General features: G+C 70.6%; 10 protein-coding genes. 6 read left to right on the top strand and 4 right to left on the bottom strand.

The window, feature by feature from the left end; translation table 11 throughout:
* Positions 1-420 precede the first annotated feature (420 nt).
* Positions 421-4,158, top strand: coding sequence for a vitamin B12-dependent ribonucleotide reductase (locus tag G4G93_RS18435; protein WP_165086175.1), 3,738 nt, complete (start codon positions 421-423; stop codon positions 4,156-4,158).
* A 231-nt stretch (positions 4,159-4,389) separates the two neighbouring features.
* On the opposite strand, the gene G4G93_RS18430 is transcribed toward G4G93_RS18435, so the two are convergent.
* The 4 genes from G4G93_RS18430 to G4G93_RS18415 form a co-directional block, all read right to left on the bottom strand.
* Positions 4,390-4,776: a RidA family protein gene (locus G4G93_RS18430; protein ID WP_165086173.1), complete on the bottom strand. Its 387-nt coding sequence runs from the start codon at positions 4,774-4,776 to the stop codon at positions 4,390-4,392.
* Positions 4,777-4,818: 42 nt separating this feature from the next.
* Entirely contained in the window at positions 4,819-5,286 is a 468-nt protein-coding gene (locus G4G93_RS18425) for a cupin domain-containing protein (RefSeq protein WP_165086171.1), read from the bottom strand.
* Positions 5,287-5,330: 44 nt separating this feature from the next.
* Positions 5,331-5,798: a DUF1640 domain-containing protein gene (locus G4G93_RS18420; protein ID WP_165086170.1), complete on the bottom strand. Its 468-nt coding sequence runs from the start codon at positions 5,796-5,798 to the stop codon at positions 5,331-5,333.
* 143 nt (positions 5,799-5,941) lie between these two features.
* Positions 5,942-7,531, bottom strand: coding sequence for a catalase (locus tag G4G93_RS18415; protein WP_165086168.1), 1,590 nt, complete (start codon positions 7,529-7,531; stop codon positions 5,942-5,944).
* Between the two features lie 177 nt (positions 7,532-7,708).
* Between G4G93_RS18415 and G4G93_RS18410 the strand changes: the two genes are divergently transcribed.
* From G4G93_RS18410 to G4G93_RS18390, 5 genes are all read left to right on the top strand, one after another.
* Entirely contained in the window at positions 7,709-8,674 is a 966-nt protein-coding gene (locus tag G4G93_RS18410) for a LysR substrate-binding domain-containing protein (protein WP_165086167.1), read from the top strand.
* A 35-nt stretch (positions 8,675-8,709) separates the two neighbouring features.
* Positions 8,710-9,786 (top strand): AbrB family transcriptional regulator, encoded by a 1,077-nt coding sequence (locus G4G93_RS18405; protein ID WP_165086165.1) that lies wholly within the window; start codon positions 8,710-8,712, stop codon positions 9,784-9,786.
* Positions 9,787-9,917: 131 nt separating this feature from the next.
* Positions 9,918-11,498 carry a threonine ammonia-lyase, biosynthetic gene (ilvA, locus tag G4G93_RS18400; RefSeq protein WP_165086164.1) on the top strand — a complete coding sequence of 527 codons (1,581 nt, stop codon included), beginning with the start codon at positions 9,918-9,920 and terminating at the stop codon, positions 11,496-11,498.
* A 395-nt stretch (positions 11,499-11,893) separates the two neighbouring features.
* Positions 11,894-12,802: a prolipoprotein diacylglyceryl transferase gene (gene lgt / locus G4G93_RS18395; RefSeq protein WP_165086162.1), complete on the top strand. Its 909-nt coding sequence runs from the start codon at positions 11,894-11,896 to the stop codon at positions 12,800-12,802.
* Entirely contained in the window at positions 12,799-13,884 is a 1,086-nt protein-coding gene (locus G4G93_RS18390; RefSeq protein ID WP_165086160.1) for an SAM-dependent methyltransferase, read from the top strand. Before lgt ends, G4G93_RS18390 begins: the two co-directional genes overlap by 4 nt.
* Positions 13,885-14,024 lie beyond the last annotated feature (140 nt).

Here is a 14,024-nt window from a genome sequence, read left to right as displayed (position 1 = left end):
ATGTCCAGCGCGTCCCGCGCCGCAGCGAAAATCCGTGCCCCGGGGCCCGCCCGCGGCCGGTTCCAGCCCCCCGAACGGTCAACGGCCTGTGAACAAGTCGGTGGCCCACCGCCCCGCTTGCTGTGGGCGGCGAGAGGGTCCGCGGCGATTCTCCCATACCCTCCGCGGGCTTAGGCGCGGGTCCGGCGCTATCCACAGGAATTCGGCCCTTAACACTATATGTAGGGAGGAACGGAGTCCGTCGACACTAGTTGTTGACGTGTGGCCGCCAGGGTCGGTAGTTTCCAGGGTAGAGGACGGGCGATCCCCGAGCGGGGTCGCGCCCGTCGCCGAGCCTCCAGCGCCCCGCCATTCCCTGTAACCGGCGGACCCCGTTTCCATGCGGGCGGTCCCCGGCTGTTCGTGACCGGAGAGTATCCCATGCGGTTCGAGCGTCGCATCACCTCAGCGGGGCAATCGCCCTATGCCAGCATCCCGTTTCGCAAGGCGGTGAGCGAGATCCGCAATCCGGACGGCTCGGTGGTGTTCCGCCTCGAGGGCATCGACGTGCCGGAGACCTGGAGCCAGGTCGCCTGCGACGTGCTGGCCCAGAAGTACTTCCGCAAGGCCGGCGTCCCGAAGGCTCTGAAGAAGGTCGAGGAAAACGGCGTCCCGTCCTTCCTGTGGCGCTCGGTTCCCGACGAGGCGGCGCTGGCCGGGCTCCCCGAGGGTGAGCGGACCGGCTCCGAGACCTCGGCCGTGCAGGTCTTCGATCGGCTCGCCGGCTGCTGGACCTACTGGGGCTGGAAGGGCGGCTACTTCTCGAGCGAGGACGACGCGGCGGCGTTCCACGACGAGTTGCGCGCCATGCTCGCCCGCCAGATGGTGGCGCCGAACTCGCCGCAATGGTTCAACACCGGCCTGCACTGGGCCTACGGCATCGACGGCCCGGCGCAGGGCCACTTCTACGTCGACTACAAGACCGGCGAACTGACCCAGTCGGCCACGGCCTACGAGCACCCGCAGCCCCACGCCTGCTTCATCCAGTCCGTCGCCGACGACCTCGTCAACGAGGGCGGCATCATGGACCTGTGGGTGCGGGAGGCGCGCCTGTTCAAGTACGGCTCGGGCACCGGCTCGAACTTCTCCCGCCTGCGCGGCGAGAACGAGCGGCTGGCCGGCGGCGGCAAGTCCTCGGGCCTGATGAGCTTCCTCAAGATCGGCGACCGGGCGGCCGGCGCGATCAAGTCGGGCGGCACGACGCGCCGCGCCGCCAAGATGGTGATCGTCGACATCGACCACCCGGACGTCGAGGCCTTCATCGACTGGAAGGTCAAGGAGGAGCAGAAGGTCGCCGCCCTCGTCACCGGTTCCAAGGTGGTGTCGAAGCACCTCAAGGCGGTGATGAAGGCCTGCGTCAACTGCGAGGCCGCCGGCGACGCCTGCTTCGATCCCGAGCGGAACCCCGCCCTCAAGCGCGAGGTCAGGACCGCCCGCAAGGCGATGGTGCCGGATGCCGCGATCAAGCGGGTGATCCAGTATGCCCGCCAGGGCTACACCGACATCTCGTTCCCGATCTACGACACCGACTGGGATTCGGAAGCCTACCTCACGGTCGCCGGCCAGAACTCCAACAACTCAGTCTCGCTCACCGACGACTTCCTGCGGGCGGTCGATGCCGATGCCGACTGGACCCTGACCCAGCGCACGACCGGCAAGGCGACCAAGACCGTCAAGGCGGCGGAGCTGTGGGAAAAGATCGCGGAGGCCGCCTGGGCCTCGGCCGATCCGGGCCTGCACTTCAACACCACGATGAACGACTGGCACACCTGCCCGGTCGGCGGGCGGATCCGGGCCTCGAACCCGTGCTCCGAGTACATGTTCCTCGACGACACCGCCTGCAACCTCGCCTCGGCGAACCTGCTGGCGCTCTACGACCGCGGCGCGAAGCGCTTCGACGTCGAGGGCTACGAGCACCTGTGCCGGCTCTGGACCGTGGTCCTGGAGATCTCGGTGCTGATGGCGCAGTTCCCGAGCCGCGAGATCGCCGACCTCTCCTACAAGTACCGCACGCTCGGCCTCGGCTACGCCAATATCGGCGGCCTCCTGATGACCATGGGCCTGTCATACGATTCCCGTGAGGGCCGGGCGCTCGCCGGTGCGCTCACCGCCATCATGACGGGTGTGTCCTACGCCACCTCGGCCGAGATGGCGCGCGAGCTCGGGCCGTTCCCGGCCTACGAGGAGAATGCCGACGCGATGCTGCGGGTGATCCGCAACCATCGTCGCGCCGCCCATGGCGAGGCGACGGGCTACGAGTTCCTGAACACCAATCCGGTCCCGCTCGACCATGCCGGCTGCCCGCAGGGCGAGCTCGTCGATCACGCCAAGGCGGCCTGGGACCGGGCGCTGCGGCTCGGCGAGGAGCACGGCTACCGCAATGCCCAGGCCACCGTCATCGCGCCGACCGGCACGATCGGCCTCGTCATGGATTGCGACACCACCGGCATCGAGCCCGACTTCGCGCTGGTGAAGTTCAAGAAGCTCGCCGGCGGCGGCTACTTCAAGATCATCAACCGGGCGGTGCCGGATGCCCTGCGGACGCTGGGCTACGGCGAGGCCGAGATCGCCGAGATCGAGGCCTACGCCGTCGGCCACGGCTCGCTCGGCCAGGCGCCGGCGATCAACCCCGGCTCGCTCCGGGCCAAGGGCTTCACCGACGACAAGATCGCGGCGGTGGAGGCGGGCCTGAAATCGGCCTTCGACATCAAGTTCGTGTTCAACCGCTGGAACCTGGGCGAGGACTTCCTCACCCAGACCCTGAAGGTGCCGGCCGACAAGCTCGCCGACCCGTCCTTCGACCTGCTGGCCTTCCTCGGCTTCAGCCGCAAGGACATCGAGGCCGCCAACGTCCATGTCTGCGGGGCGATGACGCTCGAGGGCGCGCCGCACCTCAAGGTGGAGCATTACCCGGTCTTCGATTGCGCCAATCCGTGCGGCCGGATCGGCAAGCGCTACCTCTCGGTCGAGAGCCACATCCGCATGATGGCGGCGGCGCAGCCCTTCATTTCGGGGGCGATCTCCAAGACCATCAACATGCCGAACGACGCCACGGTCGAGGATTGCAAGAACGCCTACCGGCTGTCCTGGACCCTGGCGCTGAAAGCCAACGCCCTCTACCGCGACGGCTCGAAGCTGTCGCAGCCCCTCAACGCCGCGCTCATCAGCGACGAGGCCGACGACGAGGAGGATGTGCTCGAGGCGCTGCAGGCGCTGCCGGCCGCCGCCAAGACCGTCGCGGTGACGGAGAAGATCGTCGAGCGGATCGTCGAGCGCGTCGAGCGCCTGCGCTCCCAGGAGAAGCTGCCGAGCCGCCGCAAGGGCTACACCCAGAAGGCCAAGATCGGCGGTCACACCATCTTCCTGCGCACCGGCGAGTACGACGACGGGCGGCTCGGCGAGATCTTCCTCGACATGAACAAGGAGGGCTCGGCGCTCCGGGCCTTCATCAACAACTTCGCGATCTCGGTCTCGCTCGGCCTGCAATACGGCGTGCCGCTGGAGGAGTACGTCGACGCCTTCACCTTCACCCGCTTCGAGCCGGCCGGCTTCGTGCAGGGCAACGACGCGATCAAGAACGCCACCTCGGTGCTCGACTACGTGTTCCGCGAGCTGGCGATCTCCTATCTCGGCCGCAACGACCTTGCCCATGTCGACCTCTCGGAGATCGGTAACGCGGCGACCGGCGTCACCCCGGCAAAGCCCAGCGCCTCGGATTCGATGCCGGCGAACAACGTCGTCTCCCGCGGCCTGCTGCGCGGCTCCGGCGACCGGCTGACCCTGATCCATGGCGGCCCCGGCGGCACCACCGCCGGCGTCGCCGCCCCGAGCACGGGCCAGACCGCGCCGGCCGGCGGCACCGTCCACGCGGTGCGGGGCGCGGTGGCGCTCAAGACCGAGCCGAGCCTTGCCGGCAAGGTCGAGGCGCTGGTGGAGGCACTGCCCTTCGCGAAGCCCGATGCGGCGGCCGCCGGCCGCAGCGTCTCGGACCGTCGCGCCGAGGCCCGCATGAAGGGCTATGTCGGCGAGGCCTGCCCGGAATGCGCCAATTTCACCCTGGTGCGGAACGGGACGTGCCTGAAGTGCGACACCTGCGGCAGCACGACCGGGTGCAGCTGACGGCTCTCGCCGGGTTGGACTCGGCGCTCTAAGCAGATTTCGCAAAATTGGTGACCGGTTTTGCGGCAAAAATCTGCAACAAAATAGGCGTCCAAGCGGACGAAGCGTTGGCCTGCCGACGCAAGTCTGGTCGGGATGTGGGGCGCGCGGTTCAACGAGGACCGCGCGCCCTTCTCGTTTCGTGCGACCAAGGCGATCCGGGCTCATGGTACCGATCGCACGCGAGTACATTCAGGCCCCGGCGAGCGCCGCTGTCACCTCGATCTCGACCTTCATCTCCGGCCGCAGCAGCCCTGTGACCACCACCAGGGTCGCGGCGGGGCGGATCTCGCGCAGCACCCGGCCGCAGACCGTCAGCACCGCCTCGGCGTCGGCCCGGTCGGTGACGTAGTAGGTCGCCCGCACCACCTGCTCCAGGGACGAGCCCGCCTCCGCCAGCACCCCCGCGATGGTGCGCCAGCACGCCTCGGCCTGGGCGCCGGCCCCGTCGGGCATCGTCATCGCGGCATAGTCGTAGCCGGTGGTCCCGGCGACGAACACGAAGCCGCCCTGCACCACCGCGCGGGAATAGCCGTAGTCGCGCTCGAAGCTCGATCCGCCGTCGATCCGCCGCCTCATGTCCCCTGCCCTCCCGATTCGTGACCGGGCGAGCATGGCGGGTCAGGCGATCTCGCTCCAGCCCGCGAAACCGGCGAGCGGCTCCTGATCGTAGGCCGCCATCAGGGCGCGCATGGCGCCCTCGTCCCGCAGGCGGTCCTCCGCCGCCAAAGCCGCCAGCCCCTCGAAGAAGCCCTCGCGGTGCAGCGCCGGAGTGAAGGTCAGGGTGAAGCGCACGGGCGCGTCGCCGCGATTGGCGAAGGCGTGCGCCTCGCCGGGACGCACCAGCACGAAATCGCCCGGCCCCGCCGTCACGTCGCGCTCGCCGAGCCGCAGGGTGAGCGCACCCTCGTGGACCTCGAACGCCTCGGTGAGCCGGGCATGACGGTGCAGCCCGGCCCCGGGCGAGCGCGCCGCCAGGGTGACGGCGTAGATACCGATCGCGTCGCCGGTGGCGTCGCTGCGGGCGAGGTAGCGCACCTGCATCCCGCCGATGGTGACGCCGGTGCCGGGTTCGGGAGTGGTGTCCATGGCGGAGGCTCCTGAAGGGTGAGAGCGCCCGGAATAACGCCGGTTCAGGGCTTCAGGATGCGAACCAGGGTGATCATCGCGCCAACGACGGCGACGGTCTGCAGGCCGACCGCACCGACCATCCATTTGATGACCTCGGCTCGCGTCTCCGAGATCTGTGCCTTCAATTCGAAGCGCAGGTTCGCCTCAGTCGCGCGCAAATCGTGAGCGAAGACATTGTTGTCGGCACGAAAAGCCGCAAGCTCAGCGCGCAAGTTCGTCTCGACCGCGGCAATGTCAGCACGCAGGCCGGTCTCAACCGCCGCGATGTCGGCGCGCAGGCCCTTCTCGACTGCCTTGATATCGGGCCGCAATGCCGCCTCGGACGACTTCAAGTCGGCCCTGGTCGTGAGGTCGCCCTGCACGGCCTCGGAGATTGCCTCGGCGAAGCCCTCTGCCTGGTCCTGCGACAGCGTCGCCTTGTCCCGCAGCGTGCGGGCGAGCTTCAGGGTGTCGAAGGCGACGGCGGTCATGCGGGGAATCCGGGCACGCAACCGTACCGCGAACGAAGGTCGCATCGCGACGGTTCCGCCGCCATCCTTCCCCCACGTAAAAACCCCGCCCGGATCGCTCCGGGCGGGGCTCGTCACTCACTCAAGCCGTTGCGACTACAGCCTTACTCGGCCGCGACCTTATGGGCCTGGGTGCCGTCGGTGTAGGTCTCGGCGGCCAGGCGCTTGTGCGGGGCGGCGCGGCCCGGCAGCGGCGGCAGGGCCTTGGCCTTCTCGAGGTCGATGCCGGCGCCCTCGGCGACGCGGCGACCGTAATCCTCATCGGCGTGCCAGAAGTGCCAGACCATCCGGAGCTGGATCGCCTCGGGGCATTCCTTCATGTCGGCCACGAGGTTGGCGATCAGGTCCTCACGCTCCCACTCCTCGAAGGAGCGGTAGCGCACGCCGGCCTGGGTATAGTCGTCCTCGGTGCGGCTGGCCTGGTAGCGGCCGAGCTTGCCCTCGACCGGCTGGTGGTACTCCTTCGCGGGCTTCGGCGCCTCGCGCAGACCCTGGCCGATGGTGCTCGGCTCGTAGTTGATGTGCTTGTTCTCGCCGACGCCGTCGACGTAGAACGTCATCTGGCCGTCGCGCTGGTTGGTGGCGGTCTTCACGCCCGGCGCCGGCGCGTTGATCGGCAGCTGCAGGTAGTTCGGGCCGACGCGGTAGCGCTGGGTATCCGAGTAGGACAGGGTGCGCCCCTGGAGCATCTTGTCGTCCGAGAAGTCGATCCCGTCGACGAGCACGCCGGTCCCGAAGGCCGATTGCTCGACATCGGCGAAGAAGTTGTCCGGCACGCGGTCGAGGACCATGCGGCCGCAGGGCAGAAGCGGGAACTGGTCCACCGGCCAGAGCTTGGTGTCGTCGAGCGGATCGAACGACAGGTGGTCGTTCGGGCCGTCCGGCATGATCTGGACCGCGAATTCCCACTCGGGGAAGTTGCCGGCCGCGATGTTGTCGTACAGGTCCTTGGTCGCGTGGCCGACGTCACGCCCCTGGATCTCGGCCGCCTGGGCCGAGGTCAGGTTGCGGACGCCCTGCTTCGGGATCCAGTGGAACTTGCACAGATGCGCCACGCCCTGGTCGTTGACCAGCTTGTAGGTGTTGACGCCCGAGCCTTCCATCTCCCGATAGTTGGCCGGGATGCCCCACGGCGACTTCAGGTGGGTCACCATGTGGATCGACTCGGGGTGCGCCGCCACGAAGTCGAAGAAGCGCCAGGCCTCCTGGCGGTTGGTCACCGGGTCGGGCTTGAAGGCGTGGATCATGTCCGGGAACTTGATCGCGTCCCGGATGAAGAAGACCTTCAGGTTGTTGCCGACGAGATCCCAGTTGCCGTCGACGGTCTTGAACTTCACCGCGAAGCCGCGCGGGTCGCGGGCGGTCTCGGGGCTCTCCTTGGCGCCGGCCACGGTCGAGAAGCGCACGAACATCGGCGTCTTCACGCCGGTCTCGTTGAGGACGCGGGCGCGGGTGTACTTGGAGGCCGGCTCGTCGCCGATCGTGCCATAGGCCTCGAAATAGCCGTGGGCGCCGGCGCCGCGGGCGTGCACCACGCGCTCGGGGATCCGCTCACGGTCGAAATGAGTGATCTTCTCGATGAACTGGTAGTTCTCGAGGGTCGCCGGGCCCCGCTCCCCGACCGTGCGCATGCTCTGATTGTCGCGGACCGGATGGCCCTGGCGGGTCGTCAGGATCGGGCGTTGGTCGCTCATGGAAACTCCTCTGGCGTGCAGGCGCGGCGTGCCGTGACGGGATACCGCGCGAGGGACCGCTCACATGGGGTGTCAGCCGACGGGCCAACACCCTGGAACTGGTCTGGGTCCAGCGTATGACCGCGGCGTGACCCAAAAACAAATGCATCGTTGCGAAGCTCGTGATAGGCGCAGCCTATGAACGTCTCCGGCCTGTCCCTGCGGGACCTCGAATACGTCGTGGCGGTCGCGGAAGAAGGCCATTTCGGCCGTGCCGCCGAGCGCTGCGCCGTGAGCCAGCCCACCTTGAGCGTCCAGGTCCGCAAGCTGGAGGAAGCCCTGGGGCTCACCCTGTTCGAGCGCTCGAACCGCCGGGTGCTGCTCACCCCGAGCGGCCAGGCGGTGGTGCGCCAGGCGCGCGCCGTGCTGGCGGAGGCGCGGGCCCTGCTGCTGCTGGCCCGCGAGGGGGCCGGCCGGGGCCTGCGCGGCCGCCTCGTCCTGGCGGCGATCCAGACGCTCGGCCCCTACCTGTTCCCCCGGGTCCTGCGCGGCCTGCGCCAGGCCTTCCCGCATCTCGCCCTCTCCTTGAGCGAGGGGCGCACGGCCGACATCCTCGACGCCCTGCGCGAGGGGCGGACCGACGCGGCCTTGATCTCGCTGCCGATCCCCGAATCGGGGCTCACGGTCGTGCCGCTCTTCGACGAGCCCTTCCTGCTCGCCTGCCCGGCCGAGCACGCCTTCGCCAGCGGCGAGCCGCCGCGTCCCGGCGACCTCGCCGGTCCCGACCTGCTCCTCCTCGACGAGGGCAACTGCCTGCGCGACCAGGCGGTGGCGGCCTGCGGCGCCGGTCCGGCGAGCGGGCGCCACGCGACCAGCCTCGAGACCCTGCGCTCGATGGTGGCGGCGGGTGCCGGCTACACCCTGCTGCCGGCGCTCGCCGCCCCGCCGGGCCCGGATCCTGCCGGGCTCACCATCTGCCGCCGCTTCGCGCCGGACGGGCCGAGCCGAACCATCGCGCTCGCCTGGCGCGCCAGCGACCCGCGGGCGGACGGGCTGGCCGAGCTGGCGGCGTTCTTCCGCCAGCATGCGCCGCACGCAACGCTGCCCCGCGGGCAGCCCGAGGAGACCGGCTCCCGTCGCGGCGCGGGCGCGATTGCCGTATAGCGGCCCGGCCATTCCCACCCCTCACCCCGGACGCCATGCAGCCCGCCTCGACGGATCCCCACCGCTCGCTCCCCCGCGCGGCGGCCTTGTGGGCGGGGCTCGTCGCGGCCTCGGGCGCGCTGGCCGGCCTGTTCCACCTTGCCGGCTTCCCGGCCGCCCTGCTGCTCGGGCCGATGCTCGCGGCGATCGTGTTCGGGGTGCGCGGCGCGCCGATCCGGGTGCCGAAGCTCGGTTTCCAGGCCTCGCAGGCGCTGATCGGCTGCCTCGTCGCCCACGCGGTCAACGCCTCGATCGCCGCGACGCTGATCGAGGACGGGTTCCTGATTCTGGCGGTGGTCGGCGTCACGGTGGTGGCCGCCGCGATGGCCGGCTGGATCCTGACCCGCATCCGCCTCCTGCCCGGCACCACCGCGGCCTGGGGCTCCTCCCCCGGCGGCGCCTCCGCCATGGTGGCGATGGCGGAGGATTTCGGGGCCGATCCGCGCCTCGTCGCCTTCATGCAATATGTCCGCGTCGCCTGCGTGGCGCTCACCGCCTCGGTGGTCGCGCGCTTCCTCGCCGGCGATCCCGGCGCCGCTCCCCCCGGCTCCGACATGGAGGCGGGCCCGCTCGCAGTCGCCGGCACGCTCGCGGTCGCGGGCATCGGCGCGTGGCTGGGCCTGCGCCTGCGCGTCCCGGCCGGCGCGCTGATCGGTCCGCTGGCCATCGGGGCGACGTTGCACGCCACCGGGCTCGCCGGCATGGCCCTGCCGTCCTGGCTGCTGGCGCTGGCCTATGCCGGCATCGGCTGGACGGTGGGCCTGCGCTTCACCCCCGCCACCGTGCGGGCGACCCTGTTCGCCCTGCCGGGCGTGCTGGTGGCGACCTTCGGGCTGATCGGGCTGTGCGGGCTCTGGGCCTGGGGCCTGACCTTCTGGCTGCCGATCGACCTCCTCACCGCCTACCTGGCGACGAGCCCGGGCGGGCTCGATTCGGTGGCGATCATCGCGGTCGGGACCCACTCGGACGTGTCCTTCGTCCTGGCGGTGCAGACCCTGCGGCTCCTCGTCGTCATCATCACCGGCCCGCTGGTGGCGAAGTGGATCTCTCGCGGTGCCGGCGAGGCCCGCTGAGGCGGATTCGCACCTGTCAAGCTCGCATCCCCCAGGGAAACCCGGTATGGGGAAGGCGGTATGGGACACCCGATATCCCGGCGCAACACCCCCGGCGAGTCGCCCCTCGCCCTCCGGACATGATCGAAGCCGTGCACGACTACATCAAGAAGATCCTGGGCGCCCGCGTCTACGACGTCGCCATCGAGAGCCCGCTGGACCCGATGCCGCGCCTGTCGCAGCGCCTCGGCGCCACGGTGCTGCTCAAGCGCGAGGACCTGCAGCCGGTCTTCTCGTTCAAGCTGCGCGGCGCCTACAACAAGATGGCCGGGCTGCCGGCGGACGCGCTCGCCCGCGGGGTGATCTGCGCCTCGGCCGGCAACCACGCGCAAGGGGTGGCCCTGGCGGCGGCCCGCCTCAACATCCCGGCGGTGATCGTGATGCCGCGCACCACCCCGGCGATCAAGGTCGAGGGCGTGAAGTCCCGCGGCGGCCAGGTGGTCCTGCACGGCGACGCCTTCGACGAGGCCTATACCCACGCCAAGACGCTGGAGGCCGAGCAGGGCCTCACCTTCATCCACCCCTACGACGATCCGGACGTGATCGCCGGCCAGGGCACGATCGGGCTCGAGATCCTGCGCCAGCACGGCGACCCGATCGAGGCGGTGTTCGTGCCGGTCGGCGGCGGCGGCCTCGCCGCCGGGGTGGCCACCTTCATCAAGTTCATGCGACCCGAAACCAAGGTCATCGGCGTCGAGCCGGCGGATGCCGCCAGCATGAAGGCGGCGATCGAGGCCGGCGAGCGGGTGGTGCTCGATTCGGTCGGCCTGTTCGCCGACGGCGTCGCCGTGCGCCAGGCCGGGGCCGAGACCTTCCGGCTCTGCCGCGAGCATCTCGACGAAGTCATCACCGTCGATACCGACGCGATCTGCGCCGCGGTCAAGGACGTGTTCGACGACACCCGCGCCATGTCCGAGCCGTCGGGCGCGCTCGCGCTCGCCGGCCTCAAGGAATACGCTGCGCGGGGCAGCGTCACCGGTGCCGGCTCGCTCGTCGCCGTCAACAGCGGCGCCAACCTCAATTTCGACCGGCTGCGCCACATCGCCGAGCGGGCCGAACTCGGCGAGCGCCGCGAGGCGCTCCTTGCCGTCACGATCCCGGAGCGGGCCGGCAGCTACCGCGCCTTCATCCGGGCCCTCGGCCGTCGCGCCATCACCGAGTTCAACTACCGCTACGCGCCGGGCGCCGAGGCGCAGATCTTCGTCGGCGTCCAGCTTGCCGGCGGCCGGTCCGAGAAGCAGGCCTTGATCGACGAGCTGCGCCGCCTCGGCTACCCGCTCGTGGACCTGAGCGACAACGAGATGGCGAAGCTCCACGTCCGCTACATGGTCGGCGGCCGGGTGCCGGGCCTGGCCGACGAGCGGCTCTTCCGCTTCGAGTTCCCGGAGCGCCCGGGGGCCTTGCTCAAGTTCCTCGACAACCTCGGCGTGACCTGGAACATCTCGCTGTTCCACTACCGCAACCACGGCGCCGATCACGGCCGGGTGCTCGCCGGCATCCAGGTGCCGGAGGCCGAGCGGGCCCGCTTCGCCGCGGCGCTCGCCGAACTCGGCTACGAGCATCACGACGAGACCGACAACGCCGCCTACCGGCTCTTCCTCGACGGCCAGCCGCGGGAGGTGCCGGGGCGGGAGGCGCAGTCGCGCGAGGCGAAGGTGGCGCCGGCGGCGTAAGGGCGTCGGTCACGGCGGCGTCCCCTTCCTCCGCCCGACGCAAGACGGGGCGCGACTCCCCTCTCCCGTATGGAAGGGGGTCGGGGGATCGACGATCCCGCACGAGGGTGCTGCGGTTCCGAGGCCGGCACCAGGCGTCGAGCCGCCGGCACGGCGCTCACCGCGTCACGCTGAGGCGTTCAGCCCTGCGCGATCTTCGAATCGCCCTTCGCCCGCACCTTGCAGCGATACCGGGCGTGCCGGCATCGCCTGGAGGGGGGATCACGCGCTCGATCGCTTCCGGGACGGCGCGTGACGCGCCGCCACCCGCGACATCAACGCCCCACACTCAACACGCTTGCGCGGCATGACACCCGCCTTGACGCCGCCCCGCCACCGGTTCACCTCATCGCCCGATGCCTCCGCTCCTCGCCCTGCCCTTCCCCGCCATCGACCCCGTCGCGGTCGCGATCGGGCCGCTGCAGATCAAGTGGTACGCCCTCGCCTACATCGTGGGCCTGGTGGGCGGCTGGTACTATGCCAAGCGCCTCGTCTCGGCGCCGGCCCTGTGGGGCGCGGTGCGGCGGCCCACGCCGCTGGACATCGACGACCTGATCGTCTGGGTGGCGCTCGGCGTCGTGCTCGGCGGCCGCATCGGCTACGTGCTGTTCTACAACCTCGCCGCCTATCTCGCCCATCCGGCCGAGATCCTGGCGATCTGGCGTGGTGGCATGTCGTTCCATGGCGGCTTCCTCGGGGCGGTGCTGGCGCTGGTGCTGTTCGCCCGCCGCCGCGGCCTCAACGGGTACGCGATGCTCGACCTCGCGGCCGTGGTGGTGCCGATCGGGCTGTTCTTCGGGCGGCTGGCCAATTTCGTGAACGGCGAATTATGGGGGCGGCCGGCGCCGGATTTCGCTTACGCCATCGTGTTCCCGAATGGCGGGCCGCTGCCGCGCCATCCGAGCCAGCTCTACGAGGCCTTCGCCGAGGGGCTGGTGCTGTTCATCCTGATGGCGATCGCGGTGCGGCGCTTCGGCTTCCGCCGCCCCGGGCTGCTCGGCGGGATCTTCGTCGTCGGCTATGCCATCGCCCGCACCGCCTGCGAGTTCTTCCGCGAGCCCGACCCGCAGCTCGGCTTCCTGTTCGGGACCCATGTCGGCGCGCTCGGCGGCGGCATCACCATGGGGATGCTGCTCTGCGTGCCGATGCTGCTGGTCGGCGCCGTCTTCATCCTGCGGGCGTTGCGCGGCGACACCCGCCCGCGGGCGCGGATCGACGAGGGCGAGGCGGACGAGACCGAGTCGCAGGAAGCGAAGTCCGCGTGAGCGAGACGCCGCTCCTCGGCGAATTGCGCCGCCTGATCGCCGTCGACGGCCCGATCACCATCGAACGCTACATGGCGCTCTGCCTCGGGCACCCGGTCCACGGCTATTACCGCACCCGCGATCCGCTCGGCGCAGCCGGCGACTTCACCACCGCGCCGGAGATCAGCCAGATCTTCGGCGAGCTTCTCGGCCTGTGGACGGCCGAGGTTTGGCACGGGCTCGGGCGCCCGGCCCCGTTCCGGCTGGTCGAGCTCGGCCCCGGCCGCGGCACCCTGATGGCGGATGCGGTGCGCGCCCTGCGGGCCGCCGCCCCCGACTGCCTGGAGGCGGCCGACCTCCACCTCGTCGAGACCAGCCCGACCTTGCGCGCCGCGCAAGCGCGTACCCTCGCGACCGTCGCGCCGACCTGGCACGACGCCATCGATACCCTGCCGGGCGGCCCGGCGATCCTCATCGCCAACGAGTTCTTCGACGCCCTGCCGGTGCGCCAGTACCAGCGCACCGAGCGCGGCTGGTGCGAGCGGCGGGTCGGCCTCGACGGCGATGCCCTCGCCTTCGGCCTGAGCCCGGACGCGACTCCGGAGATCGCGGCGGCAGAAGCCACCCCGCAAGCCGTGCCGGGCGCGATCCTGACCCTGCCGGCGGTCGGCCTCGACCTTACCCGCCGGCTCGGCCAGCGGCTCGCCCGCGAGGGCGGCGCGCTCGTCGCCATCGATTACGGCGATCTCTACGGCGGCACCGCCGACACGCTCCAGGCGGTGGCCCATCACCGTTTCGCCGATCCGCTCGCAGCCCCGGGGGAGACCGACCTCACCGCCCAGGTCGATTTCGCCGCCCTGGCCCGCGCCGCGGCGGCGGCCGGCGCCGTGGTGCACGGGCCGGTGACGCAAGCCGACTTCCTGCTGGCGCTCGGCCTTGCCCAACGGGCCGAGCGTCTCGCCGCACGGGCGAATCCCGTCCAGGCCGCCGCCGTGAAGGCCGGGGCCGACCGCCTGATCGACCGCTCGCCGCGCGGCATGGGCAACCTGTTCAAGGTGATGGGCGTCGCCGGCCCCGGCCAGCCGGCCCTGCCGGGTCTTTGATCTCTCGGCGGGTTCGGCGCATCGGCGCCGGCGCCCCCTCGGACTCGGCCAGCGCCTTCGAACGGGTCCGTTCGAAGGCGCTGCGCTGTGATAACCGGTTCCGATACGATTCCCCGGCGATCCTGCGGGACGCCTCCCGC

Origin of the sequence: Methylobacterium sp. DB0501, assembly GCF_011043735.1 — a bacterium.
GTDB classification, from domain to species: Bacteria; Pseudomonadota; Alphaproteobacteria; order Rhizobiales; family Beijerinckiaceae; genus Methylobacterium; species Methylobacterium alsaeris.
Note: the sequence above shows the minus strand (reverse complement) of the source record. Positions and strands in the feature narration are given on the sequence as shown.

Bases quoted from the DNA above. Each gene is read 5' to 3' on its own strand.
- G4G93_RS18410 (WP_165086167.1), top strand. From the start codon at position 7,709: ATGAACGTCTCCGGCCTGTCCCTGCGGGACCTCGAATACGTCGTGGCG.
- G4G93_RS18435 (WP_165086175.1), top strand. From the start codon at position 421: ATGCGGTTCGAGCGTCGCATCACCTCAGCGGGGCAATCGCCCTATGCC.
- G4G93_RS18430 (WP_165086173.1), bottom strand. From the start codon at position 4,776: ATGAGGCGGCGGATCGACGGCGGATCGAGCTTCGAGCGCGACTACGGC.
- G4G93_RS18415 (WP_165086168.1), bottom strand. From the start codon at position 7,531: ATGAGCGACCAACGCCCGATCCTGACGACCCGCCAGGGCCATCCGGTC.
- G4G93_RS18405 (WP_165086165.1), top strand. From the start codon at position 8,710: ATGCAGCCCGCCTCGACGGATCCCCACCGCTCGCTCCCCCGCGCGGCG.
- G4G93_RS18425 (WP_165086171.1), bottom strand. From the start codon at position 5,286: ATGGACACCACTCCCGAACCCGGCACCGGCGTCACCATCGGCGGGATG.
- G4G93_RS18420 (WP_165086170.1), bottom strand. From the start codon at position 5,798: ATGACCGCCGTCGCCTTCGACACCCTGAAGCTCGCCCGCACGCTGCGG.
- lgt (WP_165086162.1), top strand. From the start codon at position 11,894: ATGCCTCCGCTCCTCGCCCTGCCCTTCCCCGCCATCGACCCCGTCGCG.